This window comes from Brevundimonas viscosa, assembly GCF_900116065.1.
Classification (GTDB): Bacteria; Pseudomonadota; Alphaproteobacteria; order Caulobacterales; family Caulobacteraceae; genus Brevundimonas; species Brevundimonas viscosa.
Window position 1 is genome coordinate 726,815 of record NZ_FOZV01000001.1, and the last position, 24,727, is coordinate 751,541.

26 protein-coding genes, 1 tRNA gene and 1 pseudogene are annotated in these 24,727 nt (G+C 70.8%); 6 read left to right on the plus strand and 22 right to left on the minus strand.

What is annotated here, in order from left to right; genetic code table 11:
* Positions 1-113: 113 nt before the first annotated feature.
* Positions 114-716, plus strand: a complete 603-nt coding sequence (locus tag BM333_RS03635; protein ID WP_092307364.1) for an SOS response-associated peptidase family protein — start codon at positions 114-116, stop codon at positions 714-716.
* A 131-nt stretch (positions 717-847) separates the two neighbouring features.
* On the opposite strand, the gene pnp is transcribed toward BM333_RS03635, so the two are convergent.
* The 21 genes and pseudogenes from pnp to hemC form a co-directional block, all read right to left on the minus strand.
* Positions 848-3,079, minus strand: a complete 2,232-nt coding sequence (gene pnp, locus BM333_RS03640; protein WP_092307366.1) for a polyribonucleotide nucleotidyltransferase — start codon at positions 3,077-3,079, stop codon at positions 848-850.
* 213 nt (positions 3,080-3,292) lie between these two features.
* The gene (gene rpsO, locus BM333_RS03645) at positions 3,293-3,562 is read right to left on the minus strand and encodes a 30S ribosomal protein S15 (protein ID WP_092307368.1); all 270 of its coding nucleotides are present in this window, start codon (positions 3,560-3,562) and stop codon (positions 3,293-3,295) included.
* A gap of 12 nt (positions 3,563-3,574) precedes the next feature.
* Entirely contained in the window at positions 3,575-4,507 is a 933-nt protein-coding gene (gene truB / locus BM333_RS03650) for a tRNA pseudouridine(55) synthase TruB (protein ID WP_092307370.1), read from the minus strand.
* The gene (gene rbfA, locus BM333_RS03655; protein ID WP_092307372.1) at positions 4,507-4,953 is read right to left on the minus strand and encodes a 30S ribosome-binding factor RbfA; all 447 of its coding nucleotides are present in this window, start codon (positions 4,951-4,953) and stop codon (positions 4,507-4,509) included. The genes truB and rbfA overlap by 1 nt, the downstream gene beginning before the upstream one ends.
* A gap of 63 nt (positions 4,954-5,016) precedes the next feature.
* Positions 5,017-5,733, minus strand: a complete 717-nt coding sequence (locus BM333_RS03660) for a DUF2459 domain-containing protein (protein ID WP_245777128.1) — start codon at positions 5,731-5,733, stop codon at positions 5,017-5,019.
* Positions 5,730-6,410, minus strand: a complete 681-nt coding sequence (locus tag BM333_RS03665; protein WP_143105760.1) for a hypothetical protein — start codon at positions 6,408-6,410, stop codon at positions 5,730-5,732. Before BM333_RS03665 ends, BM333_RS03660 begins: the two co-directional genes overlap by 4 nt.
* A 39-nt stretch (positions 6,411-6,449) precedes the next feature.
* Complete coding sequence (locus BM333_RS03670) at positions 6,450-6,959, minus strand: hypothetical protein (protein WP_092307375.1); 510 nt, start codon at positions 6,957-6,959, stop codon at positions 6,450-6,452.
* A 73-nt stretch (positions 6,960-7,032) separates the two neighbouring features.
* Complete coding sequence (infB, locus tag BM333_RS03675; RefSeq protein WP_092307377.1) at positions 7,033-10,029, minus strand: translation initiation factor IF-2; 2,997 nt, start codon at positions 10,027-10,029, stop codon at positions 7,033-7,035.
* Positions 10,030-10,117: 88 nt separating this feature from the next.
* Positions 10,118-10,786, minus strand: coding sequence for an RNA-binding protein (locus BM333_RS03680; RefSeq protein ID WP_092307379.1), 669 nt, complete (start codon positions 10,784-10,786; stop codon positions 10,118-10,120).
* 18 nt (positions 10,787-10,804) lie between these two features.
* Positions 10,805-12,559 (minus strand): transcription termination factor NusA, encoded by a 1,755-nt coding sequence (gene nusA / locus BM333_RS03685; RefSeq protein WP_092307381.1) that lies wholly within the window; start codon positions 12,557-12,559, stop codon positions 10,805-10,807.
* Between the two features lie 3 nt (positions 12,560-12,562).
* Positions 12,563-13,111 (minus strand): ribosome maturation factor RimP, encoded by a 549-nt coding sequence (gene rimP / locus BM333_RS03690; protein WP_092307383.1) that lies wholly within the window; start codon positions 13,109-13,111, stop codon positions 12,563-12,565.
* Between the two features lie 136 nt (positions 13,112-13,247).
* On the minus strand, positions 13,248-14,963 hold the full coding sequence (locus BM333_RS03695) for a methyl-accepting chemotaxis protein (protein WP_092307385.1): 1,716 nt from the start codon (positions 14,961-14,963) through the stop codon (positions 13,248-13,250).
* Positions 14,964-14,974: 11 nt separating this feature from the next.
* Complete coding sequence (locus tag BM333_RS03700) at positions 14,975-15,262, minus strand: hypothetical protein (RefSeq protein WP_218151405.1); 288 nt, start codon at positions 15,260-15,262, stop codon at positions 14,975-14,977.
* Positions 15,263-15,345: 83 nt separating this feature from the next.
* The gene (gene trmB / locus BM333_RS03705) at positions 15,346-16,041 is read right to left on the minus strand and encodes a tRNA (guanosine(46)-N7)-methyltransferase TrmB (protein ID WP_092307389.1); all 696 of its coding nucleotides are present in this window, start codon (positions 16,039-16,041) and stop codon (positions 15,346-15,348) included.
* A 71-nt stretch (positions 16,042-16,112) separates the two neighbouring features.
* Positions 16,113-17,309, minus strand: coding sequence for a methionine adenosyltransferase (gene metK / locus BM333_RS03710; RefSeq protein ID WP_092307391.1), 1,197 nt, complete (start codon positions 17,307-17,309; stop codon positions 16,113-16,115).
* 55 nt (positions 17,310-17,364) lie between these two features.
* The gene (locus BM333_RS03715) at positions 17,365-17,817 is read right to left on the minus strand and encodes a hypothetical protein (RefSeq protein ID WP_092307393.1); all 453 of its coding nucleotides are present in this window, start codon (positions 17,815-17,817) and stop codon (positions 17,365-17,367) included.
* Positions 17,818-17,948: 131 nt separating this feature from the next.
* Positions 17,949-18,209, minus strand: coding sequence for a hypothetical protein (locus BM333_RS16085; protein ID WP_245777129.1), 261 nt, complete (start codon positions 18,207-18,209; stop codon positions 17,949-17,951).
* Positions 18,210-18,321: 112 nt separating this feature from the next.
* Positions 18,322-18,471 (minus strand): annotated as a pseudogene (locus BM333_RS16330) (helix-turn-helix domain-containing protein); the annotation flags it as partial.
* 94 nt (positions 18,472-18,565) lie between these two features.
* Positions 18,566-18,641: transfer RNA gene (locus BM333_RS03725), tRNA-Thr, on the minus strand.
* Positions 18,642-18,679: 38 nt separating this feature from the next.
* Complete coding sequence (locus tag BM333_RS03730) at positions 18,680-19,339, minus strand: uroporphyrinogen-III synthase (RefSeq protein ID WP_245777130.1); 660 nt, start codon at positions 19,337-19,339, stop codon at positions 18,680-18,682.
* A gap of 20 nt (positions 19,340-19,359) precedes the next feature.
* Positions 19,360-20,298: a hydroxymethylbilane synthase gene (gene hemC, locus BM333_RS03735; protein ID WP_092307397.1), complete on the minus strand. Its 939-nt coding sequence runs from the start codon at positions 20,296-20,298 to the stop codon at positions 19,360-19,362.
* A 42-nt stretch (positions 20,299-20,340) separates the two neighbouring features.
* Here hemC and tsaD point away from each other — a divergent pair, with 42 nt between their 5' ends.
* The 3 genes from tsaD to BM333_RS03750 are packed head-to-tail and all read left to right on the plus strand — an operon-like array spanning position 20,341 to position 22,848.
* Complete coding sequence (gene tsaD, locus BM333_RS03740) at positions 20,341-21,465, plus strand: tRNA (adenosine(37)-N6)-threonylcarbamoyltransferase complex transferase subunit TsaD (protein WP_092307627.1); 1,125 nt, start codon at positions 20,341-20,343, stop codon at positions 21,463-21,465.
* A 10-nt stretch (positions 21,466-21,475) separates the two neighbouring features.
* Complete coding sequence (locus BM333_RS03745; RefSeq protein WP_092307399.1) at positions 21,476-22,474, plus strand: NAD(P)H-dependent glycerol-3-phosphate dehydrogenase; 999 nt, start codon at positions 21,476-21,478, stop codon at positions 22,472-22,474.
* Positions 22,471-22,848 (plus strand): Rieske (2Fe-2S) protein, encoded by a 378-nt coding sequence (locus BM333_RS03750; protein ID WP_092307401.1) that lies wholly within the window; start codon positions 22,471-22,473, stop codon positions 22,846-22,848. The genes BM333_RS03745 and BM333_RS03750 overlap by 4 nt, the downstream gene beginning before the upstream one ends.
* On the opposite strand, the gene BM333_RS03755 is transcribed toward BM333_RS03750, so the two are convergent.
* Positions 22,815-23,597: an SAM-dependent methyltransferase gene (locus BM333_RS03755; RefSeq protein WP_092307403.1), complete on the minus strand. Its 783-nt coding sequence runs from the start codon at positions 23,595-23,597 to the stop codon at positions 22,815-22,817. The genes BM333_RS03750 and BM333_RS03755 overlap by 34 nt on opposite strands.
* A 174-nt stretch (positions 23,598-23,771) precedes the next feature.
* Between BM333_RS03755 and BM333_RS03760 the strand changes: the two genes are divergently transcribed.
* Positions 23,772-24,392, plus strand: a complete 621-nt coding sequence (locus tag BM333_RS03760) for a hypothetical protein (RefSeq protein WP_092307405.1) — start codon at positions 23,772-23,774, stop codon at positions 24,390-24,392.
* A 3-nt stretch (positions 24,393-24,395) separates the two neighbouring features.
* Positions 24,396-24,698 (plus strand): winged helix-turn-helix domain-containing protein, encoded by a 303-nt coding sequence (locus tag BM333_RS03765; protein WP_092307407.1) that lies wholly within the window; start codon positions 24,396-24,398, stop codon positions 24,696-24,698.
* The last annotated feature ends 29 nt before the right edge of the window (positions 24,699-24,727 follow it).

Here is a 24,727-nt window from a genome sequence, read left to right on the forward strand (position 1 = left end):
GACGGGTCGGACGCATCGGACTGTGTTTTTGAGTCCGCCTCGGCCTCGCGCGGTGGACTCCGCGGACGATGTGGACTCTGTTTTCCCTTCCCCCACCCGCCCCGGCCGAGCCCATGTGCGCCTCCTACGAAGCGAAATACTCCGTCACCCAGCTGGTTGAGGCCTTCGACCGCCACGGCGCGCCGCTGCGCTTCCCGAAGGGCCTGCCCAACATCGAGCCGGTGGAGGAGGTGCGGCCCACCGACCTGTCGCGGGCCGTCCGCGCCGCCGGGGAGGGAGGCGCCGAGCTGGCCGAACTGCGCTTCGGCTTCCCGCCCCCGGCCCCCAAGCGCCCGCCGGTGATCAACTTCCGGTCGGAAGGCCGCCGCTTCTCCAACGGCCCCTCCGGCGGCCGCTGCCTCGTGCCGGTGTCGGCCTTCTACGAGTTCACCGGCACGAAGTACCCCAAGACCCGCTGGGCCCTGCGCGGCGTCGACCAGCCGTTCGTGGCCTTGGCGTCGATCTGGCGGGCGGGGGCCGACGGGGCGCCCGACGCCTTCTCCCTGCTCACCGCCGAGCCGGGCCCCGACGTGGCCCCCTACCACGACCGCGGCGTCATCCCCCTGCCGCCGGCCGCTTGGGCCGACTGGCTGTTCGACCGCCGTCCGGCCGAAGAGCTGCTGGCCCCGCCGGCGGCCGGGACCCTGGCCGCCGAACCGGCCCCGCGGCCGAAGTAGCGCCTTTCGCCGCTGTCGCGCCTTTCGCCCCCGCGATGTCTCGCTTTTCCACCCGCCGATGTAGCGCATGACAAAGGGCCCCGACGTCTCCGCCGGGGCCCCCATGGTCAGTCAGCGATGACGCCGGACGATCAGTCCCGGCGGCGCCGGCCGCGGTCGCCGCCGCGGTCGCCGTCGCGCTTCGGACGGCCGCCGGTGTCGTCCGACAGGGGCGGCTCGCCCCGCTCGGCCCGCTCGGCGTTGATGCGGTCGGTGATGTCCTCGCCGGTGGTCTGGTCGACCACCTTCATGGACAGCTTGGTCTTGCCGCGGTCGTCGAGGCCGAGGAACTTGACCTTCACCTCCTGGCCTTCCGACACGACGTCGGCCGGGTTGGCGACGCGCTCCAGCGCCATCTGCGACACGTGGACGAGGCCGTCCTTGGCGCCGAAGAAGTTCACGAAGGCGCCGAAGTCGACGACCTTCACCACCTTGCCGGTGTAGATCATGCCGACTTCCGGCTCGGACGTGATCGACTTGATCCAGTCCTTGGCGGCGTCGATCTTCTCCTGCTCCGAGGCGGCGATCTTGATGGTGCCATCGTCCTCGATGTTGATCTTGGCGCCGGTCTTCTCGACGATCTCGCGGATGATCTTGCCGCCGGTGCCGATCACGTCGCGGATCTTGTCGACGGGGATCTTCATCGTCTCGATCTTCGGCGCGAACTCGCCCAGCTCCTGGCGCGAGCCCTCGATGGCCTTGGCCATCTCGTCGAGGATGTGCAGGCGACCCGCCGAGGCCTGGTTCAGGGCCTTGGTCATGATCTCCTCGGTGATGCCCGGGACCTTGATGTCCATCTGCAGCGAGGTGATGCCCTCGCGCGTGCCGGCCACCTTGAAGTCCATGTCGCCGAGATGGTCCTCGTCGCCCAGGATGTCCGACAGGATGGCGAACTCGCCGGTCGGCTCGAGGATCAGGCCCATGGCGATGCCCGAAACGGCGCGCGTCAGCGGCACACCGGCGTCCATCAGCGCCAGCGAGGCGCCGCAGACCGTGGCCATCGAGGACGAGCCGTTGGACTCGGTGATCTCCGACACCAGACGGATGGTGTAGGGGAACTCCTCGCTCGTCGGCAGCATCGGACGCAGCGCGCGCCAGGCCAGCTTGCCGTGGCCGATCTCGCGACGGCCCGGCGAGCCCATGCGGCCCGCTTCACCCACCGAGTAGGGGGGGAAGTTGTAGTGCAGGAGGAACTTCTCCTTGTAGGTCCCCTGCAGGGCGTCGATGTACTGCTCGTCCTCGCCGGTGCCGAGGGTGGCGACCACCAGGGCCTGGGTCTCGCCGCGGGTGAACAGGGCCGAGCCGTGGGTGCGCGGCAGGACGCCGACTTCCGAGACGATCGGACGGACCTTGTCGAGCGCGCGGCCGTCCACGCGGTGGCCGTTCTCGATGATGTCCCGACGCAGGACCTCGGCCTCGCACTCCTTGAAGGCGGTGGCGAACTTGTTCGGCTCGAAGCCGTCCGGGTTGGTTTCCGAGGCCACCAGCTGGGCCGCGGCGGCCTTCTTGGCGGCGTCGACGCCCGAGCGGCGGTCGTACTTGCCCGGCAGGGCGTAGGCGGCCTTGATGTCCTCGCCGACCAGCTTCTTGATCGCTTCCACGGCTTCCGAGACGTCCTCGCCGGCGAAGTCGAACGGCTCCTTGGCGGCGTGCTCGGCCAGCTCGATGATGGCCTCGATCACAGGCTGCATGCCGCGGTGCGCGAACATCAGCGCGCCGAGCATCTTCTCTTCCGAGAGCTCCTTGGCTTCCGACTCGACCATCATCAGGGCGTCGGCGGTGCCGGCGACCACGAGGTCGAGATCCGAGGACTCCATCTGGTCCACGGTCGGGTTCAGCACGTATTCCCCGTCGATGACGCCGACGCGGGCGCCGCCGATCGGGCCCATGAACGGCACGCCGGAGATGGTCAGGGCGGCCGAGGCGGCGACCATGGCGACCATGTCGGGGTCGTTCTCCATGTCGTGCTGCAGCACGGTGCAGACCACCTGCACCTCGTTCTTGAAGCCCTTGACGAACAGCGGGCGGATCGGACGGTCGATCAGGCGCGAGACCAGGGTCTCCTTCTCGCTCGGCCGGCCTTCACGCTTGAAGTAGCCGCCCGGAATCTTGCCGGCGGCGAAGGTCTTTTCCTGGTAGTTGACGGTCAGCGGGAAGAAGTCCTGGCCGGGCTTCGGCTGGCGGGCGTAGACGACGGTGGCCAGCACCACGGTCTCGCCGTAGGTGGCGAGCACGGCGCCGTCGGCCTGACGGGCGATGCGGCCGGTCTCGAGGGTGAGCGGCCGGCCGGCCCATTCGATCGTCTTGCGTTTGATGTCGAACATTTTTCTTCTTTCTCATCCCGAGGCCGTATTGCCGTCGGGGGCGGGCGTTCAGGGGTTCAGTCCTTCGGTCCCTGTGGACCCGGACGGCCGGATGCCGGACCGGGCGGGTGGATGAGGACCGGTGAGGCCCTCTGCGTATGCGCCGGGATGAGCCCGCGGCGCGCGGGCGGATAGCAGAAGGGCCCGCGAGCGGGCCCTTCCAGAACCTGGCTGTTAGCGGCGCAGGCCCAGCTTCGCGATGATCGCCTGGTAACGGGCGCTATCGGTCTTGTTCAGGTGGTCCAGAAGGCGCCGACGCTGCGAGACCAGCTTGAGCAGGCCGCGACGCGAGTGGTTGTCCTTCTTGTGGGTCTTGAAGTGCTCGGTAAGGTTGGTGATGCGCTCCGAAAGGATCGCGACCTGGACCTCGGCCGAACCCGTGTCGGCTTCGCCACGGGCGTTATCAGCGATGATTTGAGCCTTGCGCTCAGCAGTAACCGACATCGTATGACTCCGTCATTGGAGATTGAAGACGCGGTCGGGTTCGAGCCGACCGGCCCGCATCGAGCAGAGGGCGACGAGGGTTCCGTCCTGGAAGGCCGAAACGGTTCGCGATCCCTCCCGAAGGCGGGCCTTGAGCGTTTCGACCTGTCGGGGGAGCAGAACGATCGGCCGTCCCTGGCGAAGCTGGAAGGCGTCCTGGTCCGTTACGGCCAGCTCCGGGATGTCGTCCAGGGCGGTCGCGACGGGAAGCAAGCCTTCCGGGGCGGCGCCCCTATGCACCATTTCCGCCAGGGAATCCAGCGTGACGGCGTTTTCGACCGAGAACGGCCCAACCCGCTCGCGTCGCAGCGCCGAGACGTGCCCCTCCGCGCCCAGCGCTGCGGCGAGGTCGCGGGCCAGCGAACGCACATACACGCCCTTGCCGGTGCGCATGGTGATCTCGACGTGGGCGGGATCGGGCGCAGCCGTCACCGCTGCTTCATGGATGGTCACCCGCCGGGCCTTCAGCTCGACCTCCAGCCCGTCCCGGGCCATGTCGTAGGCGCGGCGGCCGTCGATCCTGATGGCCGAGAAGGCCGGCGGGACCTGGTCGATCTCGCCGACGAAAGCCGCCAGCGCCGCCTTCACCTGCTCCACCCCCGGCCGCACGTCCGACCGGGCGGTGATGTCGCCCTCGCGGTCGACGCTGTCGGTGGAGATCCCCCAGTGGATGGTGAAGCGGTAGACCTTTTCCGCATCCATCATGAAAGGCACAGTCTTGGTCGCCTCGCCCAGCGCGATCGGCAGGATGCCCGAGGCCAGCGGGTCAAGCGTCCCGGCGTGGCCCGCCTTCTGCGCGTCGAACAGCCGACGCACCCGTGTCACCGCCTCGGTCGAGCCCATCTCGAGCGGCTTGTCGAGGCAAACCCAGCCGTCGACCACCTGCCCCCGCTTCCGCCGACCCATCAGTCCTCGTCCCCGTCGCGCTCGAGGTCGGCGCGGACGCGGGGATCGTTGAACAGCCGGTCCATGCGGCCGGCGGCGTCGAAGCTTTCGTCGTGCCGGAACCTGAGGTCCGGGGTGAACTTCATGTCGATATGACGTCCGAGCACGCCGCGCAGGAATTTGGCGTGAGCGTTCAGCGCCTTGACGATCTCGTCGACGTGGCCGGCCGTGGGCGCCGTCTCAACTCCGGCGCCGAGCGGCTCGACGAAGCAGGTGGCGTGTTTGAGGTCCGGGCTCAGCCGCACCTCGGTCACCGTCACCGACACCCCCTCCATGGCCGGGTCGTGGATCTCCTCCTCGCGCAGCACCTCAACCAGGGCGTGGCGGATCAGTTCGCCGGCGCGCAACTGGCGCTGCGACGGCCCCTGGGCCCCCGAGGCGTTTCGGGTGTGCTGTTTGCGGCCCATGGCGGCCTCCTCTGGACGTCGCCCGCCGGGGCTCGGACCCGGCTCGAAGCGAAGGGCGGGGGTCTAGTCCCGCCGCGCTCCCCTGTCCAATTCGGTCCTGTCGCGTCCGCCGCGTCGGACGGAAGCCATGACTTCCGCGGAGGTGATGGACTGGAACGGCCGGATCGGCAGACCGGCCGCGTTCAGGAGATCGGCCGTCCAATGGTTGCACAGGTGGCCGATAGAGAAGGTCTCCCGGCTGGCGAAGAACCGGGCGTCATCCCCGGCCCGCGCGGCCGCGACGCGCGGCGCGCCCGAACCCAGGTCGAGCGAGGCTTCGATGCGGGCGGCGAGGGCTCGGAAGCTTTCATCCGAAAGGCGGAAATCCTCGCGCCCCTCCGGTGCGAAGATCCGGCGCGGATCGGCCTGGGCCGGGTCCAGCATGACCACCGAAGCGTTACCGGGCCGGAAGAAGGCGCGAGCGCCGTCGGGCAGGCGGTGGTGGATGGGGCTCTGGTCAACGTAGAATTTGGCGTCGCCCCAACCGATCAGAATCCAGTCGCCCGGCGGCAAGGAACGCACCGCCTGGGCCAGCGGACCGCCGCGGGCCTCCAGCGCCGCGCGCGGCAGGGCGAGGTCGGTGTGGAAACCGTTGTCGAGGAGGGAGGCCTCGACGCCCTGGTCCGGCTCGAACCAGATCCCGTTCCCAGGCCGAACCCAGGTCCAGAGGGCGGCGATCACGCCGATGGCGGCGGCCAACAGCAGGCGCTTGAGGCTGGTCGAACTGCGCTTGCGCCTCACCGCCGTTCGAAGCTCCACGTGCCACATATCGCGCTGGCCGGCGCGTCGGGGCCGATCGGGGCGCGATCGCGGAACAGCATCAAGTCGACCCGGTCGCGGCGGTGCAGCAGCGCGACTGCCCCCGGCGCCTCGCCGCCGCACAGGGGCGACGGCGGCACGGACCGGGCGCCGTCGGCGGGAACCACCCGGCGCAGTTCGATCTGGGCCTCCGCCGGCGCGTTCCACGTCCGCGCAAAGGTCTCGCCAAACACATAGGCCTCGCGCGCCGCGGCGATGCGCAGGGGCCGGGTCGACAGGGTCGCCCCGTTCTCCAGGCGAATGCTCGCGCCCGCGAAGACGGCGCCGCCGACGGTCTGGCGCGTCGCCTCGTCGGCAGGCCCGAACTCGCCGGTCAGGAGGATGTCCGCGTCGGCGGCGGCGAACGGCTGGTTCGGCGCCGCCACGGCCGTCTGCAGGCCGCCCAATCCGTCGGCGGCGCCTTCGGCCATCCAGCTCCCGGCCCGGGCGACCGCTGGCCCTGCGCCGTAACGCACCGCCTGCCACGCAGACAGGGCATGCTTCTGTTCGATCGCCAGCAGGAACAGCACGAGGCACAGGAAGCCAAGGACGCTCGCCAGTCCTTTCAGGCTGCGGCGGCGGGATCGTTCGGTCCGGCTGGCGGGGGCGATAGCGCTCATCGCCGCAACCCTAGCGGGCTGTGGGGCGGGCGCGAAGGCCTATCGCCCGACAGGTGCGTCGTCGCCCGCGGCCGGGGCCGGGAGCGACGCCCATTCCCCGCGCCAGGTGTAGGACAGGGTCACGCAGTGCCGGTAGGTTCCATCCGCCCAGCGCCCCACCGCCTGCAGCGTCAGCGGCCGGGCGAGACGGACCCGCCCGCTGACCAGCCACGCTTCGTCGGCTCCGGGACAGAGGGCCCGGGTGAGGCCGCGGCCGTCGCCCTCGGGCGAGATGGTGTAGATGGCGCTTTCGGCGGCGCCTTCCGGCAGCGCGCGCCGAACCGCCTCGGGTCCGCCGCGCCGCACCTCGGCCGAGCCGCGGTTGGAAGTCGAGATGATCCTGCGCACGCTGATCGCGCCGAACAGGCCGCGATTGGCCTCCAGGGTCACGCCGCGGGTCAGGGCCTGGGTGATCCGGTCCGACGCGTCATAGGCGAGATAACGGATTTCGGCAGACGCCGGGCCGGCGACGAACGACAGGGCGAGGGCGGCGGTCAGGATGCGGCGCATGCGTCTTGATCCCCGATGCGGATGGCGAAACGGCGGCGCCTGCGCGCCGCCGTCCCGGTGATCCTGCGAGCGTCTAGTCCAGCGTCCGCTTGATCTCTTCGACCGTGAAGCACTCGATGTAGTCCCCGGCCTTGATGTCCTGGAAGCCCTGGAAGTGCATGCCGCACTCCTGGCCCGACGGGACCTCGTTGACCTCGTCCTTGAAGCGCTTGAGCGTGTTGAGCGTGCCCAGCTCCAGCACCACCACGTCCTCGCGGATGATGCGGACCTTGGCGCCCTTGCGCACCACGCCCTCGGTGACCCGGCAGCCCGCGATCTTGCCGACCTTCGAGATGTCGAAGACCTGAAGCACCTGGGCGTTGCCCAGGAAGGTCTCGCGTTGCAGCGGCGCCAGCATGCCCGAGAGCACGCCCTTCATGTCGTCGAGCAGGTCGTAGATGATCGAGTAGTAACGGATCTCCACGCCCTCGCGGTCGGCGAGGTCGCGGGCCTGCTTCGAGGCGCGGACGTTGAAGCCGAGGATCGGCGCGCCGGCCGACTTGGCCAGCTGCACGTCGCTCTCGGTGATGCCCCCGGCGCCGGACATGACCGTACGCGCGCGGACCTCGTCGTTGCCCATCTTGTCGAGGGAGCCGACGATGGCCTCGGCGGAACCCTGCACGTCGGCCTTGATGACCACGGGCAGCTCGGAGATCTTCTTCGAGCCCAGTTTGGCCATCATGTCGACCAGCGACACCGAGGTCGCCCCGCCGCCCATGGCCTTCTCGCGACGGACGCGCGCGCGGTATTCGGTCAGTTCGCGGGCGCGGGCCTCGCTCTCGACCACGGCGAACACGTCGCCGGGGCTTGGAGCCTCGTCGAGGCCGAGGATCTCGACCGGCACCGACGGTCCGGCTTCCTGCAGCTGTTCGTTGCGCTCGTTGAGCAGGGCGCGAACCTTGCCCCACGCCGAGCCGGCGACGACGATGTCGCCGCGCTTCAGCGTGCCGCGCTTGACCAGCACGGTCGCCACCGGTCCGCGGCCCTTGTCGAGCTTGGCCTCGATGACCACGCCTTCGGCCGAACGATCGGGGTTGGCGCGCAGGTCCATGACCTCGGCCTGCACCAGGATGGCGTCGATCAGACCGTTGAGGTTCATCCGCTCCTTGGCCGACACCTCGATGATCTGGGTGTCGCCGCCAAGGGACTCGGCGATGACCTCGTACTGCAGCAGCTCGTTGACGACCTTCTGCGGATTGGCGTCGGGCTTGTCGATCTTGTTGACCGCCACGATCATCGGCGCATTCGCCGCCTTGGCGTGCTGGATGGCCTCGATGGTCTGCGGCATGACGCCGTCGTCGGCGGCCACCACCAGCACAACGATGTCGGTGACGTTGGCTCCGCGGGCGCGCATCGCCGAGAAGGCGGCGTGGCCAGGGGTGTCGAGGAAGGTGACGCGCTGGCCGTCCTCCAGGCGCACCTGGTAGGCCCCGATATGCTGGGTGATGCCGCCGGCCTCGCCCGCCGCCACGTCGGTGGTGCGCAGCGCATCGAGCAGCGAGGTCTTGCCGTGGTCGACGTGGCCCATGATCGCCACGACCGGCGCGCGCGCGGCGGTGGCGTCGGCGTCGTCGTCCTCGGCCAGGAAGCCCTCCTCGACGTCGCTTTCCGAGACGCGCCTGACCGACATGCCGTACTCGTCAGCGACCAGTTCAGCGGTGTCGGAGTCGATCACGTCGGTGATCTTCATCATCATGCCCTGACGCATCAGGAACTTGATGATGTCGACGCCGCGCACGGCCATGCGGCCGGCCAACTCCTGGACGGTGATCACGTCGGGAATGACGACCTCGCGCGGACGGTTCGGCGCATCGGTCGAGCCGCCCTTGCGCTTTTCCTTCTCGCGTTCGCGGGCGCGGCGGACCGAGGCCAGCGAGCGCATGCGCTCGGCGGCGTCCTCGTCCCCTCCGGCCAGGGCCTGGATGGTCAGGCGGCCTTCGCGGCGCTTGGGCTCGCCACGGGTGCGCGACACGGCCTTGCCGGGCGCGCCGTCGCCGAAGCGCTTGTCCCGATCGTCCTCACGGCCGGTTCCGGCGGGACGGCCGAAGCCCGCGCGGGCGGGCCGCGCGACGGTCGGTTCGGCCGGCGGCTGGTTCGGGCCCGGACGGGCGCCGGGGCCGGTGCGTGGACCGGTGCGGGCGCCCGGGGCCGGGCGCGGATCGAGGGCGGAGTAGCGGACGGGCTGGGTCGGCCGGGCGCCGCCCGGTCGGGCGCCTTGCGGGCGGTCGCCCTGGGGGCGGCCGGCGCCGGCGGCCCGGTCGGTGAAGCTGCGCTCGCCGCCGCCCATGGCCTGTTCCCGGGCCGAACGTCCGCCGAAGGCCGGGGGCTGCGGACGCTTGGGCGCGCCGGGCTTGGGCGCGCGCTGGCCGAAGTTGACGGTCGGGCGGGCCGGCGCGGCCGGTCGCGGCGTCGGAGCCGGAGCGGGGGGCGGGGCCGGCGTCGGCGCGACCGGCTCGGCCGGCGCGGCGGCGGGCTTGGCGGCGGCCGGACGCGCGGGAGTCGGAGCCGGCGCGGAGGCGGCCAGCTTGGCGGCCTCGCTGCGTGCGGCGTCTGCCGCGGCCTTGGCGGCGGCGGCCTCGGCCTGGGCGGCGCTGGCGGCGCGCTCGGCGGCGGCGGCCTGTTCGCGGGCGGCGGCGTCCTTGCGGGCGCGCTCCTCGGCGGCGGCGCGCTCGCGCTCGGCCTGCTGTCGGGTGGCCAGTTCGATGGCGCGTCGACGGGCTTCCTGCTCGGAGGCCGACAGGCGACCTTCGCCCGGCGCGGCCGGACGCGGAGCCTGCGGCGCAGCGGGGCCTTCGGGGCGCGGTCGCGCCACATCGAAGCCCTGCGGACGCTGGTGGCCGCCGGGCGCGGGCCCGACGCGGCGCTTGGTCTCGACCACCACGGTCTTGGTGCGGCCGTGGCTGAAGCTCTGGCGCACGGTGCCGGTCGAAACCGACCCCGCCGCCCGCGGCTTCAGGCTCAGCGGCGCGCGCGGCCCCGTGGTCGGAGGGGTCGGCTTGCCGTCGTTGGTCTTGTCGTTCTCGTCAGTCATCCGGTCGCTTTACTTTGACGACGGATCGTCCGCCGTCTCGTCACAAGGGTCGTCAAACACAAAAAGCCGTGCGGCGCTCCGCCCCCGATCAGGGAGCAGAACCCCGCCCGTCTTGAAATCCATCCGGGGCCCCGGCCGTATCCCCGCGCCATCCGGGCGGCGTCAACGGTCGAAATCCCGCCAGTCGTTCGACCTCGAAGGTCCAGCGATCGGCCCGCCCGCCCTCAAGCAGGACGGCGTGTATCGCATTTTCCAGCCCGAGGGCCAAACTCAAATCGTCAGCGGTGAAGGCTCCGCACACTTTCGGCGGCGTTGGCTGGTGTTTCGCCAGGCCGAGAAGCTTGCCCCGTCCGTCGGCGGACCCGTCCGCCGCCTCGACCAGCCAGGCGGCGCGACCGGCGCGGATCGCCGCCGCCGCCTTTTCGAACCCGGAGATAAGCACGCCCTCGCGCCGGGCAAGCCCCAGCTGCTCAAGACACCGCCGCGCGAGCAGGCTCTCGACCCGGTCGGCGAGGTCGCCGGCCGGCTTCAGCGGGGCCTTGGCCGCGCGCGCGAACAGGTTCTTCTTCACCGCCGCCTCGACCGAGGCCCGATCGGCGGCGACCCAAAGGCCGCGCCCCGGCAGCTTGCGCGCCAGGTCGGGGGCGACCGTGCCGTCCGGGGCGGCCACGAAACGGATCAGGCGGGATTCATCCATGACCTGGTGCGTCACCAGGTCCCGGCGCTCCCGCTCAGTCGTCGCTTCGCGAACTCCCATGGACGGCCCGGTCTCCCATCACGCGTTTTCGGGTTCGTCGGCGGCCTCGTCGGAAGCCTCCGCATCGCCGTCGACCGCGCCTTGGTCCGTCTCCTCGCCCCGATCGGCGAAGACTGCGTCGGCGTCATACTCGCCCTCGGCGTACTCTTCTTCCTCGTACTCCGGCTCGGGCTCGGGCTGCGGCAGCTCCGAAGCGTCGATCCAGCCGGCCGCGACGCGCGCCTGCAGGATCAGCATTTCGGCCTCTTCCTGGGCCAGGTTGAAGCTCTCGAGCACGCCCGGGACCTTGACCCGCTCGCCGCCCTTGATCTCGTAGCCGCCGCGGATCTCGTCGGTGGCCAGGTCGGCCAGGTCCTCGACGGTCTTCACGCCGCCCTCGCCCAGGGCGACCGCCATCGGCAGGGTCACGCCCGGCACCTCGAGCACGCCGTCCTCGACGCCCAGCGCCTTGCGCTTGGCGTCCTGTTCGGCCGCCTGCTTCTCGAGGAAGTCGCGGGCGCGGGCCTGCAGCTCCTCGGCGGTCTCCTCGTCGAAGCCCTCGATGTCCGAGATCTCGTACGGCTCGACCCAGGCCAGGTCCTCGACGGTGGCGAAGCCCTCGGTGACCAGCAGCTGGGCGATGACCTCGTCGACATCCAGCGCTTCCTGGAACAGGGCGGTGCGCTCGGCGAACTCCTTCTGGCGACGCTCCGAGTCCTGGGACTCGGTGATGATGTCGATCTGCCAGCCGGTCAGCTGCGAGGCCAGGCGGACGTTCTGGCCGCGGCGGCCGATGGCCAGCGACAGCTGCTCGTCCGGCACCACCACCTCGACGCGGTCGGCCTCCTCGTCCAGCACCACCTTCGACACCTCGGCCGGAGCGAGGGCGTTGACGATGAAGGTCGGCTCGTCCGGGTTCCACTGGATGATGTCGATCTTCTCGCCCTGCAGTTCGGCGACCACCGCCTGCACGCGCGAGCCGCGCATGCCGACGCAGGCGCCGACCGGATCGATCGAGCTGTCGTTCGACAGCACGGCCATCTTGGCGCGCGAGCCCGGGTCGCGGGCGGCGGCGCGGATCTCGATCACGCCGTCGTAGACCTCGGGGACCTCCTGGGCGAACAGCTTGGCCATGAAGCCCGGATGGGCGCGGCTCAGCATCACCTGCGGGCCCTTCGCCTCCGGGCGGACGTCGTAGATGTAGGTGCGGATCCGGTCGCCGATGTTGAAGATCTCGCGCGGGATCGAGTCGTTGCGGCGCATGATGCCTTCGCCGCGGCCCAGGTCGACGATGGTGTTGCCGTACTCGACCCGCTTGACGGTGCCGTTGACGATCTCGCCGACGCGGTCCTTGAACTCCTCGTACTGGTTGGCGCGTTCGGCCTCGCGGACCTTCCCGGTCACCACCTGGCGGGCCATCTGGGTCTGCACCCGGCCGAACTCGAACGGCGGCAGCTCCTCGACGTACTCCTTGCCGACGACCGCCTCCGGATCGCGCTTCAGGGCGTCCTTCAGGCGGACCATGGCGGAGTCGTTGAACTCCTCCAGCTCGTCCTCCGGCTGCCAGTCGTCCTCGACGATGGTCACGTGCCGGGTCAGCGCCAGTTCGCCGGTCTTGACGTCGATCTTGGCGCGGATGTCGTGGTGGGCCCCGTAGCGGGCCTTGGCCCCCTTCTGGATGGCTTCCTCGATCGCCTCGACGACGATCTCCTTGTCGATGTTCTTCTCGCGCGCGACCGCATCGGCGATCTGCAGCAGTTCGAGACGGTTCGCGGCGACACCGGTGACGGCCATGCCTCAGTCCTCAGTTTCTTCGGTCGGATTGTTGTCGTTGCGGGCGGCGCGCTTCTCGGCGCCCGCCTTCAGGAGTTCGTCGGTCAGCACCAGCTTGGCGTCGGACAGCCAGGCGAAGGGGATCAGCGCTGTGTCCTCCTCGCCCTCGAGGTCGATGGCGATATTGTCGCCGTCGGTCCCGGCCAGCACGCCCTTGAAGCGCTTGCGGCCCTCGATCATCCGGTCGGTCTCGAGCCGGGCCTCGTAGCCCTCGAACAGCTCGAAGTCCGACAGCCGGGTCAGCGGCCGGTCGATGCCGGGGGAGGAGACTTCCAGCAGGTATTCGCCGGAGATCGGGTCGGCGGCGTCCAGCACTTCCGACACAGCGCGGCTCAGACGGGCGCATTCCTCGACGGCGATGTCGTGGTCTGCAGCGCGCTCGGCCATGATCTGCAGCCGCCGGCGCTGGGTCCCGCCCATCAGGCGCACGCGCACGATCTCCAGCCCCTGGCTTTCGGCCACGGGCTCGATGAGCTCCAGCAGGGCGCGGTCTTCGGCGGTCTTGGCCTTCACGCGGGCGATCCAAACAAAAAGCGGCGGGCCGTCCGGGCCGCCGCTTCAAACGGCGCCGTTAGGACGCCGGTCTAACGATGTGGGGCGGCATATAGGCCACGACGAGGGACTTGTCAGCCCCTGTCGTGGCGCCGGGTCAGAACTCCTCCCAGCCGTCCTCGGCGGCGGCCGGGGCCGGCTTCAGCGCCGCGCCGCCGTGGCCGATCGTCTTCAGCTGGGCGACGGTGCGGGCGGTGCGCTCGCTGCGGGCCGGGGCCGGGGCCGTCCGGGCCGCGGCGGCCGGGGCCTCGTCGCCGATGCGGAAGCGCGCCACCGAGGCGGCCAGGCTCTCGGCCTCCTGGGCCAGCGAGTGGCTGGCGGCGGTGGATTCCTCGACCATGGCGGCGTTCTGCTGGGTCACCTGGTCCATCTGGTTGACCGCGGTGTTGACCTGCTGGAGGCCCGTGGCCTGCTCCTGGGCCGAGGCGGCGATCTCCGACACCAGGCCGTCGATCTCGGCCACCCGGCCGACGATGCGCTGCAGCGCTTCGCCGGTCTGGCCGACCAGCTGCACGCCCGAGCCGACCTGGCTGGTCGAGGCCGAGATCAGCGTCTTGATCTCGCGCGCCGCGTCGGCCGAGCGCTGGGCCAGGGCCCGCACCTCCGAGGCCACCACCGCGAAGCCGCGCCCGGCGTCGCCGGCCCGGGCCGCCTCGACCCCGGCGTTCAGCGCCAGCAGATTGGTCTGGAAGGCGATTTCGTCGATGACGCCGATGATCTGGCTGATCTGCCGGGCCGATTGCTCGATGGCGCTCATCGCCGCCACCGCGTCGCGCACCACCACGCCCGAGGTCTCCGCGTCACCGCGCGCCGCCTGCACCACGTCCGAGGCCTGACGCGCCCCCGAGGCGGTGCGGTTCACCGTCGCCGTGATCTGGTCCAGCGCCGCCGCCGTCTCCTCCAGGCTCGCCGCCTGCTGCTCGGTGCGACGCGACAGGTCGTCGGCGGCGTGGCTGATCTCGCCCGAACCGGCGCGCATCGCCCCCGCGTTGGCGGCGATGTCGGCCATGGCCGCCTGCAGCCGTGCGACGGCGGCGTTGAAGCTGTCCCGGAGCTGGGCGTACGCCGCCGGGACGTCGTCGCCCAGGCGCACGGTCAGATCCCCCTCGGCGAGAGTTCTCAGGCCCTCTCCGGTCAGGGTGACCACGGCGGTCTGTTCGGCCATGACCGCCCGATCGCGATCCGCCGCTTCACGGCGTTCGGCTTCTGCCCGGACGCGCAGGTTCTCGGCTTCCGCCTGGGCGGCCTCCGCCTGCGACACCGCCGCCTCGGCCCTGGTCAGGGCTTCACCCGAAAGGGCGAACATCCGCGCGACGTTGCCGGTGACGGCGATCAGCATCCCCGCTTCCAGCAGAAGGATGACCGCGTGCAAGATGACCCGGCCCAGACTCGCCGAGCCGGGAAAGACGAGTTCCGGCAGGAGGAAGCTGAGCGCGAGGTGGTGGACCGCGACCGTCGCCGTAGCGGCGACGATGGCTTTCCAGTCGCAGTAGACCGCAAGCACCGCCAGCATGGCGAAATAGGTCATGTGCAGGTCGATCTGCCACGGATGGCCGCTTGCCGCCGCGACCAGCAGCGAGACCTGGGCCATCAGAAGCACCGCCGACAGCAGCCGGGTGGCTTCGCCCTCGCGGCTCAGTCGCCAGCCGAGGAGTGCGATCCCGGCCATCGCCAGGGCGCAGAGCGCGACCAGATACCCGCCGGTCATGAGGAAGCCGGTGACGCCGGTCACCACCGCCATGAGGAAGGAGGTCGCTGCGATGGCGTCCGCGCCAAGCCGACGCTGGTCGTCGAGATTGCGAGCTTGCAGCATGTCCGGAAGCCTCAGGAGGAGACGCAGAAGGCGAGAAAGGCAGGGTCCGCGAGCCACAGCGCGCCGCTCCGACGGGCCCGCTGCAGCAGGTCGACGTCTCCGTGGATGACGACGACGTTGGCAAGAGCGCCGCGGCCGCTGACCACCCCGAGGGCGTCGGCCGCGCGGTCGATACGATCCGGCGTCCACCAGGGCGGAAAGACCGCGGCGACGGTGAACGGGGTGCGTGGTGCGCTGGCCACGGCCACGGCCGGCGCCAGGCTCACGCCCATCGCCAGACAACACAGAACGAGGCCCACCGAACGCTTCATTACGGACTGACTAGGTCCGCTGCGTTAATTATCCGTCTAGCGTGGCTGTGCGCGGCAGAGCGCCGCGGCGCTCAGTTCCGCACGAACTCCAGGAAGATCGGCGGGGTGTCGCCCAGCTTCTTCTCCTCGTAGCGGGTGACCACATGGTCGGCCGGCGCGGTCCGCCAATCGTCAGCCTCTTCCGCTTGCCAGACGAGCCCCGGCGTGCGCTCGAACCGCTCCAGCGCCCAGTCGGCGTAGTCCTTCCAGTCGGTGACGAAACGCAGTCGCCCGCCCGGCTTGAGGAGGCGGGCGATCTCGGCCGCCGTCTCGTCCTGCACCAGCCGGCGCTTGTTGTGCCGCGCCTTGGGCCACGGATCGGGAAACAGGATCATCACCCGGTCCAGCGAGGCCTCGGGAAGCGCCGCCATGACGTCACGCGCGTCGCCGGCGTGCAGCCGCACGTTCTTCAGCCCGCGCTCGTCGACGTGGCGCAGGGCCGAGCCGACCCCGTTGAGGAAGGGCTCGCAGCCGATCATCAGCGCCTCTGGATGACGTGTCGCTTGCTCCGCCAGATGTTCGCCGCCGCCGAAGCCGATCTCCAGCCAGACCGACTGGGCGCCGGGCATCAGCGCCTGCGGATCGATCGGGCCGGCCGCCGGGTCGGGCACGGCGATCGTCGGCAACAGCGTATCGAACAGCGCCGCCTGGCGGGGCTTCAGGGTGCGCGACTTGATGCGGCCGAATGAGCGGAGCGGACCCCAGGTGGGGGCGGAAGGGGAGGACATGGGCGGGCTTTAAAGGTGCAAGGTCCCGGGTTCTAGGCGCCAAGGCGCGCCCTGGCGATCCCTGGAACCTGTCAGGCCAGCGCCTTCAGCTTCTCGACCAGATCCGTCCGTTCCCAGCTGAAGCCGCCGTCGGCGTCCGGCGCGCGTCCGAAATGGCCGTAGGCCGCGGTGCGACGGTAGATCGGCCGGTTCAGGCCGAGGTGCTCGCGGATGGCGCGGGGGCTGGCCCCGCCGATCAGCTTCGGGAGTTCGGCCTCCAGCACCGATTCCTCGATCTTGCCCGTCCCGTGCAGGTCCACATGGACGCTGAGCGGCTTCGAGACGCCGATGGCGTAGCTGACCTGGATGGTGCAGCGGTCGGCCAGACCGGCGGCCACGACGTTCTTGGCCAGGTAGCGGCAGGCGTAGGCGGCGGAGCGGTCGACCTTGGTCGGGTCCTTGCCCGAGAAGGCGCCGCCGCCGTGCGGGGCCGCGCCGCCATAGGTGTCGACGATGATCTTGCGGCCGGTCAGGCCGGCGTCGCCGTCGGGCCCGCCGATCTCGAACGAGCCGGTCGGGTTGATGTGCCACTCGGTCTCGTTGGTGATGAAGCCCTCCGGCAGCACCTCGCGGACGTAGGGCTTCACGATGGCCGCCACTTGGTCCTGGGTCAGGCCGGCCTTGTGCTGGGTCGAGACCACGATCGAGGTGGCGCGGACCGGGCGGCCGTTCTCGTAATGCAGGGTCACTTGGCTCTTGGCGTCCGGCTCCAGCCCCGGCTCGCGCCCGGCGTGGCGCGCCTCGGCGAGCTTGCGCAGGATGTTGTGACTGTACTGGAGGGTGGCGGGCATCAGTTCCGGCGTCTCGTTCGAGGCGTAGCCGAACATGATGCCCTGGTCGCCGGCTCCCTCGTCCTTGTCGGCCCCGGCGTCCACGCCTTGGGCGATGTGCGCCGACTGCGGGTGCAGGTGGTTCTCGAACGCGAGGTTGGCGTGGTGGAAGCCGGCCTGCTCGTAGCCGATGTCGCGCACCACCCGGCGCACGGTCGCCTCGATCTCGTCCTTCACGCCGGGGGCCCAGTTGCCCTCGACATCCATGATGCCCTTGCCGCGGATCTCGCCGGCCAGAACCACCCGGTTGGTGGTGGTCAGCGTCTCGCAGGCCACCCGGGCCTCCGGATCCTTGGACAGGAACAGGTCGACGACGGCGTCCGAGATCTGGTCGGCGACCTTGTCCGGATGGCCCTCGGAAACGCTTTCGGAGGTGAAGAGGAAGGACGATCGGGACAAGGGAAGCTCCTGGGCGCGTGGTGGCGGCCAGAGATATAAAGATATCTTTATATGTTCAAGTCGCTTTGGTGCGACGCCAGCGCGCGCCGGGGCTGCGCGGCGGCTCACCGGCGAGAAGGCGCTCGAACACTCCGAGAGGGAGCATGAGGAACAGCAAGGCGGCCAGACCGATCTGGGCCGAAATGTAGGTCGCGCGCGCGACGTCGGGTTGGAGCGCCACGTAGAGGTGGAGCGTCAGCATGAGCAGAAGCGTCCCGGCGACGCCGAAGGGCCACCAGCGATTGCCGGTCAGCGCAAGACGGATCGTCGCCATAGTGAAGGCTGTGTCGAGCAGCACCTCGAGCGGAAGGACGCCCCTGTACCAGACAGTCGGAAGGGGGCCGCCGCTCAGCAGCTCAACCAGAAGGACCCAGACTGTGACGCGGCGTTCGACGTGCCCGCCCCATACCCAGCCGACGGCGATAACGACGATGAACTGAACCAGAAGTGCAAGCTGAAAAGGCGTCATCGCGAACTCCGCCCGCTCTCAGCGCTGCTGCGTGATACGCTCAATCTCGCGAGCTTGATGGGTGTATCCAACCACGAGATCGGCGACCGCCTTGATCAGGACCGCCAGCAACACGGTCGCGAGCAGCAGGATCAGGAGGCGGACGCCCCAGCCGCGCGGGGGAGGTCGGTAGCCGAACCGCCCTGTTGCGCGCCCATCTGGGCCATCACCCAGCCCGCGCTCAGCACCTGCTGCAGCAGTTCCCGCGGCGTCGCGCGCCGGGCGTCTTCCGCGAGCCCCCGCATCAGGTGCTCGCGCACCGGATCGCCGGCGCCCGGCGGCGCGAACCCGTCCAGCACCGCCTCCAGATCCTCCCACGTCCACTGGGGAAGGAGATTGTCCATCTTCGCCATCGCCGGCCTCCCTGACTGGGCGGCGAGGAGACGGGGCCTGTGCGCCGACGACAATGGAGTCTTTCGTAGACCCTGGTACGTTTCGTTCCAGCAGCGCCAGCGCCGCCTTCCGGCGATTGACGCCCAGCCGTCGGCAGGCCTCGTGCACATGCTTCTTGACGGTGGCCTCGGAGAGGCCGAGGCGCGCAGCGATCTCCTTGTCGGTCAGGAAAGCGGTGAGCCTGAGACACTCCTCCTGGCGCGCGCTGAGCCGCGACGGCATCGACAACCTCCTGTTCCGGAGTCTGCCTAGGCTGCGCCGCGTCGTGCGTCCAGACGCGCGAGCCGGCCGGACGGTACGATCATGAATGGAAAGGTGGTGCCGCTTGCGTGACTCGAACACGCGACCCCCTCATTACGAATGAGGTGCTCTACCGGCTGAGCTAAAGCGGCCTTGGGCGTCGGACCGGGGTCCGCGCGAGGCGGGTTCTTTATACGTCGGCGTCGGGGTTGCCAAGCGCCTCCAGCATCGCCGCCTCGGCGGGCGCGGCGGCTATGTCGAGGCGATCGAACCCGCACGGCTGCAGCGGCGCCGCGGCGTTGGTCGAGATGGCCACCGCCCGGCGGCCCCGCGCGCCGTTGACCCCGACAGCGGCCGCGATCGCGCGTCCGGCGCGCGGGGAATGCACCAGCACGACGTCCCAGTCCGCCGGCGGCGACGCCTGCGTCTCGACCGCCTCGTAGACCACCAGCCGCCGCACCTCGACCCGTCCCGCCAGCAGTCCGGCGAGGTCCCCGGCCGGTTCCCGCGCGCCGGGCGCGAGGACCGGTCCCGAGGCCCGGTCGGCGAGCAGCCGTGCGAGGTCCTCAATGGCGCCCGAGGCCGAGACCACGTCGTTCCACCCCGCCCCCCGCGCCGCCGCGGCGGTGGCGTCGCCGACCGCGAACACCGGCAGATCCCGGCGAGGCGTCAGGCGGGCGAAGGCGTCGACGCCGTTCGGACTGGTGAAGGCGAGCGCGCCAGTTCCGTTAAGGTCCGGCTCCGGCCCGGCGACCGGCCGGATCTCCAGCACCGGCGCCGCCACCGGCGCGAAGCCCAGCGCCGCGAGGCGGCCGGCCGTCCGCGCGGCGCCGGGCTGCGCCCGCGTCACCCAGACCCGGCGGGCTCGTGTCAGGACTCCACCTTCTGGTCGCCGGCGTCCCCGTGCACCTCGGCTCCGAGCCGCAGGCCCAGCCCGCGGGCGGATTGCGCGGTCGGCTGGTCGATCTCCCCCGCCCGCCGCCAGCGCGCCGAGCCGTCGGGCGCCAGCATTTCGACGGTCAGGCGCAGACGGCCGGCGACGATCTCGGCATGCGCCCCGATCGCGGTGCGGCACGAGCCCTCCAGCGCGGTCATTGCGCCCCGCTCCGCCTCGATCGCCAGGGCGGTGTCGGCATGGTTCAACGCGCCCGCCCAGGCGGCGCCGATGTCCTCCGCCCGCGTCTGCAGCGCCAGTGCGCCCTGGCCCGGCGCGGGCAGAAAGCGGTCGAGCGACAGCCGCTCGCGGATCGCGCCGGCGAGGCCGAGCCGGTTGAGGCCCGAAACGGCCAGCAGGATGGCGTCGAACTCGCCGTCAGCGAGCCTGCGCATGCGGGTGTCGACGTTGCCGCGCAGCATCTCGATCCTGAGGTCGGGGCGCAGGGCCAACGCCTGGGCCTGACGGCGCAGCGAGGCGGTGCCGAGCCGCGCCTCCATGGGCAGGTCGCCGAAGGTCGCGGCCGTCTCGCTGAGGAAGGCGTCGCGCGCATCCTCGCGCTCCGGCACGGCGGCGATCGCCAGCCCTGGCGGCTGCTCGGCCGGGACGTCCTTCATCGAATGCACCGCCACGTCGACGCGACCGTCCAGCAGCGCCTCCTCGATTTCCTTGGTGAACAGGGCCTTGCCGCCGATCTCCAGCAGGCGGCGATCCTGCACCCGGTCGCCGGTGGTGACGATCTCGACCAGCGGCACGGCCTCGGCCAGATCGGCGTCGGCGACCCCGAGCGCGCGACCGATGGCGCGCTGCATCATGCCCGACTGGGTCAGCGCCAGCTTCGAGCGACGGGTGCCGATGCGGACGAGTGGTGCCATGAAACGTTGCCTGTGCCCGGCCGGGTCGCTACCTCCGACCCGATGACCATGGCGGCGGACTATAGCAGCGGGCCGGGGCGGGCAACCGGACCCTTGGTCGTGCTCGGACTGGAGACCAGCTGCGACGAGACCGCGGCCGCGGTCGTCCGCCTGTCGCCGGAGGGCCGGGCCGAGGTGTTGTCCTCGGCGGTGCACAGCCAGATCGACGATCACGCCGCCTATGGCGGCGTGGTGCCGGAGATCGCCGCCCGCAGCCATGTCGAGATGATCGCGGGGGTCGCCGCCCGCGCCATGGACGAGGCCGGCGTCGGCTACGACGGGCTCGACGGAATCGCCGCCACCGCCGGCCCCGGCCTGGTCGGCGGCGTCATGGTGGGGCTGAGCTTCGGCAAGGCCGTGGCGCTGGCCCGGGGCCTGCCCCTGGTGGCCGTCAACCACCTCGAAGGCCATGCCGTGTCGGCGCGTCTGGGCGAACCGGTCGACTACCCCTTTCTGCTGCTGCTGGTCTCCGGCGGCCACTGCCAGCTGCTCGAGGTGCGCGGGGTCGGCGAGATGACGCGGCTGGGCACGACCATCGACGACGCGGCGGGAGAAGCGTTCGACAAGATCGCCAAGGCGCTTGGCCTCGGCTACCCGGGCGGTCCGGCGCTGGAGCGGCTGGCGGCGAGCGGCGACGGCTCGCGCTTCGATCTGCCCCGCGCCCTGCTCGGCCGCAAGGATTGCGACTTTTCGTTCTCGGGACTGAAGACGGCGGCCTCCCGCCTGGCCGCCGCCTGCGAGACCGACGAGGACAGGGCCGATCTCGCCGACGCGGTGCAGACCGCCATCGCCCGCCAGCTGGCCGAGCGGTCCGATCGGGCCATGAAGGCCTACGCCGGGGCTCACGATCACCGCCTGTTCGTGGTGGCGGGCGGGGTCGCCGCCAACCGCACGGTGCGGGCGACGCTGGAAGCGACGGCGGCGCGCAACGGCTTCGCCTTCCTCGCCCCGCCGATGGCCTATTGCACCGATAACGCCGCCATGATCGCCTTGGCCGGAGCGGAACGGCTGCGGAAGGGTTGGATATCCGACATCGACGTGGCGGCCCGGCCGCGCTGGCCGCTGGATGAACGGCGCGCCATCGACGATCCGGTTCACAAGGCGGGCCGCAAGGGCGCCAAGGCCTGAGGGAGAGCGCATGCAGTTCAAACGGGCAGGGGTGATCGGCGCCGGCGCCTGGGGCACGGCCCTGGCGCAGGTCGCCGGCTGGGCCGGTCTCGAGGTCCGGCTGCAGGCCCGCGAGCCGGAGGTGATCGAAAGCATCCGCGCCCGCCGGATCAACGAGGCCTTTCTGCCCGGCGTCCAGCTGGACGAGCGGCTGGAGGTGACGGCCGACCTGGCCGATCTGGCGGATTGCGACCTGGTCCTCGCCGTGCCGCCGGCCCAGCACATGCGCTCGACGCTGACCGCCTTCGCCCCCCACCATCGCCCCGGCGTTCCGGTGATCCTGTGCTCGAAGGGTATCGAGCGGGGCTCGCTGAAGCTGATGACCGAGGTGCTGGCGGAAACCCTGCCCGAAGCCCCGGCCGCCGTCCTGTCCGGACCCAGCTTCGCCGGCGAGGTGGCCCGCGGTCTGCCCAGCGCCGTCACCCTCGCCTGCGCCGACGACGCGCTGGGTCAGGCGTTGATGAACACCCTGTCCGCCCCGACCTTCCGCCCCTACCTCGCCGACGACCTGATCGGCGCCGAAGTCGGCGGCGCGATCAAGAACGTCCTGGCCATCGCCTGCGGCATGAGCGAGGGCAAGGGACTGGGCCGCAGCGCCCACGCCGCCCTGATCACCCGCGGCTTCGCCGAGATGACCCGGCTGGGCGTGGCGCTGGGCGGCCGCGCCGAGACCGTGTCCGGCCTGTGCGGCCTCGGCGATCTCGTGCTGACCTGCTCCAGCCCCCAGTCGCGCAACATGAGCCTCGGCCTGGCGCTCGGACAGGGTCAGACGATCGAGCAGGCCCTGGCCGGCAAGCGCTCGGTGGCGGAAGGCTACGAGAGCGCCCCGGCGGTGCGGGAGCTGGCGGAGAAGACCGGCGTCGACATGCCGATCTCGCTGGCGGTCGCCGCCCTGCTGGCCGGCGAAACCACTGTCGATGCCGCCATCGAGGGCCTGCTGTCGCGCCCGCTCAAGGTCGAGCGGCATTGACCGAGGGGCCGCCGACCGACCGCAAGCGGGTCTGGAAGACCCCGCCGGAGGTGCCGCTGTGCGCTGAGGCGGACATCGCCGACCCCGGCGCCCGCGCCTTCGTGCTGCAGATTGGCGACGCCTTCTTCCACGGCTTCGTGGTCCGCAAGGCCGGAGAGGTGGCGGGCTATGTCGATCGCTGCCCGCACCAGGGGTTCCCGCTCGCCCTCGAGCTGGATCGTTACCTCACGCCGGACGGGTCGCTGATCCTGTGCGGATGGCATGGCGCCGTGTTCGAGCCGCTCACCGGCGAATGCGTCGGCGGCCCGTGCGCCGGCGGCCGCCTCACGCCGTGGCCGGTTCAGTCCTGCGGCGGCGTGATCCGCACCGCCTGAACCTCGGGTGGGCGGCGGAACAGGTACAGTCCGAAGCCGATGCAGGGGCGGCCGAAACCGAAGACCGCCCGAACCCGGTCGGCGCTCAACCGGATCCCCGCCGCCTCGGGCGCCTCGGGGTTGGCCTCCAGCCAGGCGCGCACGGCCGCATCTGTGGCCGAGGTGAACGCATCGATCACCGGCTGCGGCGACAGCTCGCTCCACGTCAGCTCCAGGCCGGCGGCGGCCGCCGCGGCCTTCCAGCCGGCGTCGTCGGTGAACAGATTGGTCAGGTCGGTGATCTGCCGCAGCGGCGCGGGCGGTTCGGCGGTCCACGTCAGGTCGCCCCACAGCAGCCATCCGCCGGGCGGCAGGCGCTCGCGCAGGAAGGCGAAGGCGCTCTCCGGCGTCGGCAGTCCTTCGCCGGTCACGTTGGTTGTCCCCAGGGCCACGATCAGCCGGGGCGCCTCCATCGCCGTCAGAACGTCGGCGGCCGCACCCTCGACGATCTCCACCGCCTTCTCCGCACCCGCGGCGACGACATTGGCCCGCGCAAGGGCCGCCATATCCGGATTGTACTCGATGGCGGTGACGGCGAAGCCGAAACGTCGCGCCAGCCGGATCGCCAGGGCGGCGGTGCCCGTTCCGACGTCGGCCGCCCGCGCGCCAGCGCCCAGTCCTGTACGCTCCACGGCCGCCTCGATCCGGCCGGGCTCCACCGGATTGCAGACCTCGAGCCCGCGATAGGCGATCTGGTTGTAGCTCAGCATGGGCGTCTCCTCACGCATCCATGCCCTGTCCTGTGGCGCGCAGGAAGCGGCCATCCGCCCGCCCCGTCCTGCCCGATGGACGGGGCCGGCAACGAAGAACTTTACAACATAAAGAACTTGTGAGATGGTCTCCTTATGCGACGGGGAGCCCGACGCGTGAGGAGGAGCAAATCCATGAACGCCAACATCGAAGACCCTGCCGCCGACATCGCGTGGATGCGTCGTCTGGCTGAAGAGGGTCGCGACGCGCCCCTGCTGAACGGCCCCGTCATGGTGGCTGCGGGTCTGATCTTCGGGGCCGCAAACGGGGTGCAATGGGCGATCCAGGCGGGCGTGCTGGTAGTCGATCCCATGGTGCAGCTCTGGGTCTGGCTGGGAGCGGGCGCCGTTTTCGCCGTCGCGCTGTTCCTTCTCATCCGCCGCGCGAGCCGCAAGCCCGGCTACGGTTCGCACGGCAACAAGGCCGTGGGCGCGGCGTGGTCCGGCATCGGGTTCGGGATCTTCGTGATGTGGCTGAGCCTGATGGCCGTCGGCTTCCGGTCGGGCGACTGGACCATGATGTGGGCCATGCCCAGCGTCGTGGCGACGGCCTATGGCACCGCGTGGATCGTTTCCGGCGCCATGGCGGGCCGCCGCTGGATGACCGCCACGGGCCTGCTGGCCTATGCCGGCGCCATCCTGTTCGGCGCCTTGATCGGCGATCCCGTCATCTACCTGGCCTTCACCGCGTTCATGGTCGTGACCGCGCTCATCCCCGGGCTGGCGCTGATGCGCCAGGAACCGGCGGAGGCCTGAACCGTGGCCGACGACTTCGATATTTCCCGCATCGACGATGTGATCCACGGCCGCATCCGGCTCGGCATCATGGCCTTCCTGTCAGGGGTCGAGAGCGCAAACTTCAACGAGCTCAAGGCCCGGCTGCAGACCACGGACGGAAACCTGTCCGTCCATCTGAGGAAACTGGAGGAGGCCGGTCTGGTCGCCGTGACCAAGCGATTCGAGGGGCGCAAGCCCCTGACGGAGGCGCGGATGACCCCCGCCGGGCGGAAGGCGTTTGTCGCCTACCTCGACGCCATGCAGGGGCTGATCAGGAGCGGCTGAATCGGCAGTGACGGGCGGCCGGCGAGCGT

Coding starts and splice junctions, on each gene's coding strand:
- BM333_RS03635 (WP_092307364.1), top strand. CDS start 114: ATGTGCGCCTCCTACGAAGCGAAATACTCCGTCACCCAGCTGGTTGAG.
- pnp (WP_092307366.1), bottom strand. CDS start 3,079: ATGTTCGACATCAAACGCAAGACGATCGAATGGGCCGGCCGGCCGCTC.
- rpsO (WP_092307368.1), bottom strand. CDS start 3,562: ATGTCGGTTACTGCTGAGCGCAAGGCTCAAATCATCGCTGATAACGCC.
- truB (WP_092307370.1), bottom strand. CDS start 4,507: ATGGGTCGGCGGAAGCGGGGGCAGGTGGTCGACGGCTGGGTTTGCCTC.
- rbfA (WP_092307372.1), bottom strand. CDS start 4,953: ATGGGCCGCAAACAGCACACCCGAAACGCCTCGGGGGCCCAGGGGCCG.
- BM333_RS03665 (WP_143105760.1), bottom strand. CDS start 6,410: ATGAGCGCTATCGCCCCCGCCAGCCGGACCGAACGATCCCGCCGCCGC.
- BM333_RS03670 (WP_092307375.1), bottom strand. CDS start 6,959: ATGCGCCGCATCCTGACCGCCGCCCTCGCCCTGTCGTTCGTCGCCGGC.
- infB (WP_092307377.1), bottom strand. CDS start 10,029: ATGACTGACGAGAACGACAAGACCAACGACGGCAAGCCGACCCCTCCG.
- BM333_RS03680 (WP_092307379.1), bottom strand. CDS start 10,786: ATGGGAGTTCGCGAAGCGACGACTGAGCGGGAGCGCCGGGACCTGGTG.
- nusA (WP_092307381.1), bottom strand. CDS start 12,559: ATGGCCGTCACCGGTGTCGCCGCGAACCGTCTCGAACTGCTGCAGATC.
- BM333_RS03695 (WP_092307385.1), bottom strand. CDS start 14,963: ATGCTGCAAGCTCGCAATCTCGACGACCAGCGTCGGCTTGGCGCGGAC.
- trmB (WP_092307389.1), bottom strand. CDS start 16,041: ATGTCCTCCCCTTCCGCCCCCACCTGGGGTCCGCTCCGCTCATTCGGC.
- BM333_RS03715 (WP_092307393.1), bottom strand. CDS start 17,817: ATGACGCCTTTTCAGCTTGCACTTCTGGTTCAGTTCATCGTCGTTATC.
- BM333_RS16085 (WP_245777129.1), bottom strand. CDS start 18,209: ATGGCGAAGATGGACAATCTCCTTCCCCAGTGGACGTGGGAGGATCTG.
- hemC (WP_092307397.1), bottom strand. CDS start 20,298: ATGGCACCACTCGTCCGCATCGGCACCCGTCGCTCGAAGCTGGCGCTG.
- tsaD (WP_092307627.1), top strand. CDS start 20,341: ATGACCATGGCGGCGGACTATAGCAGCGGGCCGGGGCGGGCAACCGGA.
- BM333_RS03745 (WP_092307399.1), top strand. CDS start 21,476: ATGCAGTTCAAACGGGCAGGGGTGATCGGCGCCGGCGCCTGGGGCACG.
- BM333_RS03755 (WP_092307403.1), bottom strand. CDS start 23,597: ATGCTGAGCTACAACCAGATCGCCTATCGCGGGCTCGAGGTCTGCAAT.
- BM333_RS03760 (WP_092307405.1), top strand. CDS start 23,772: ATGAACGCCAACATCGAAGACCCTGCCGCCGACATCGCGTGGATGCGT.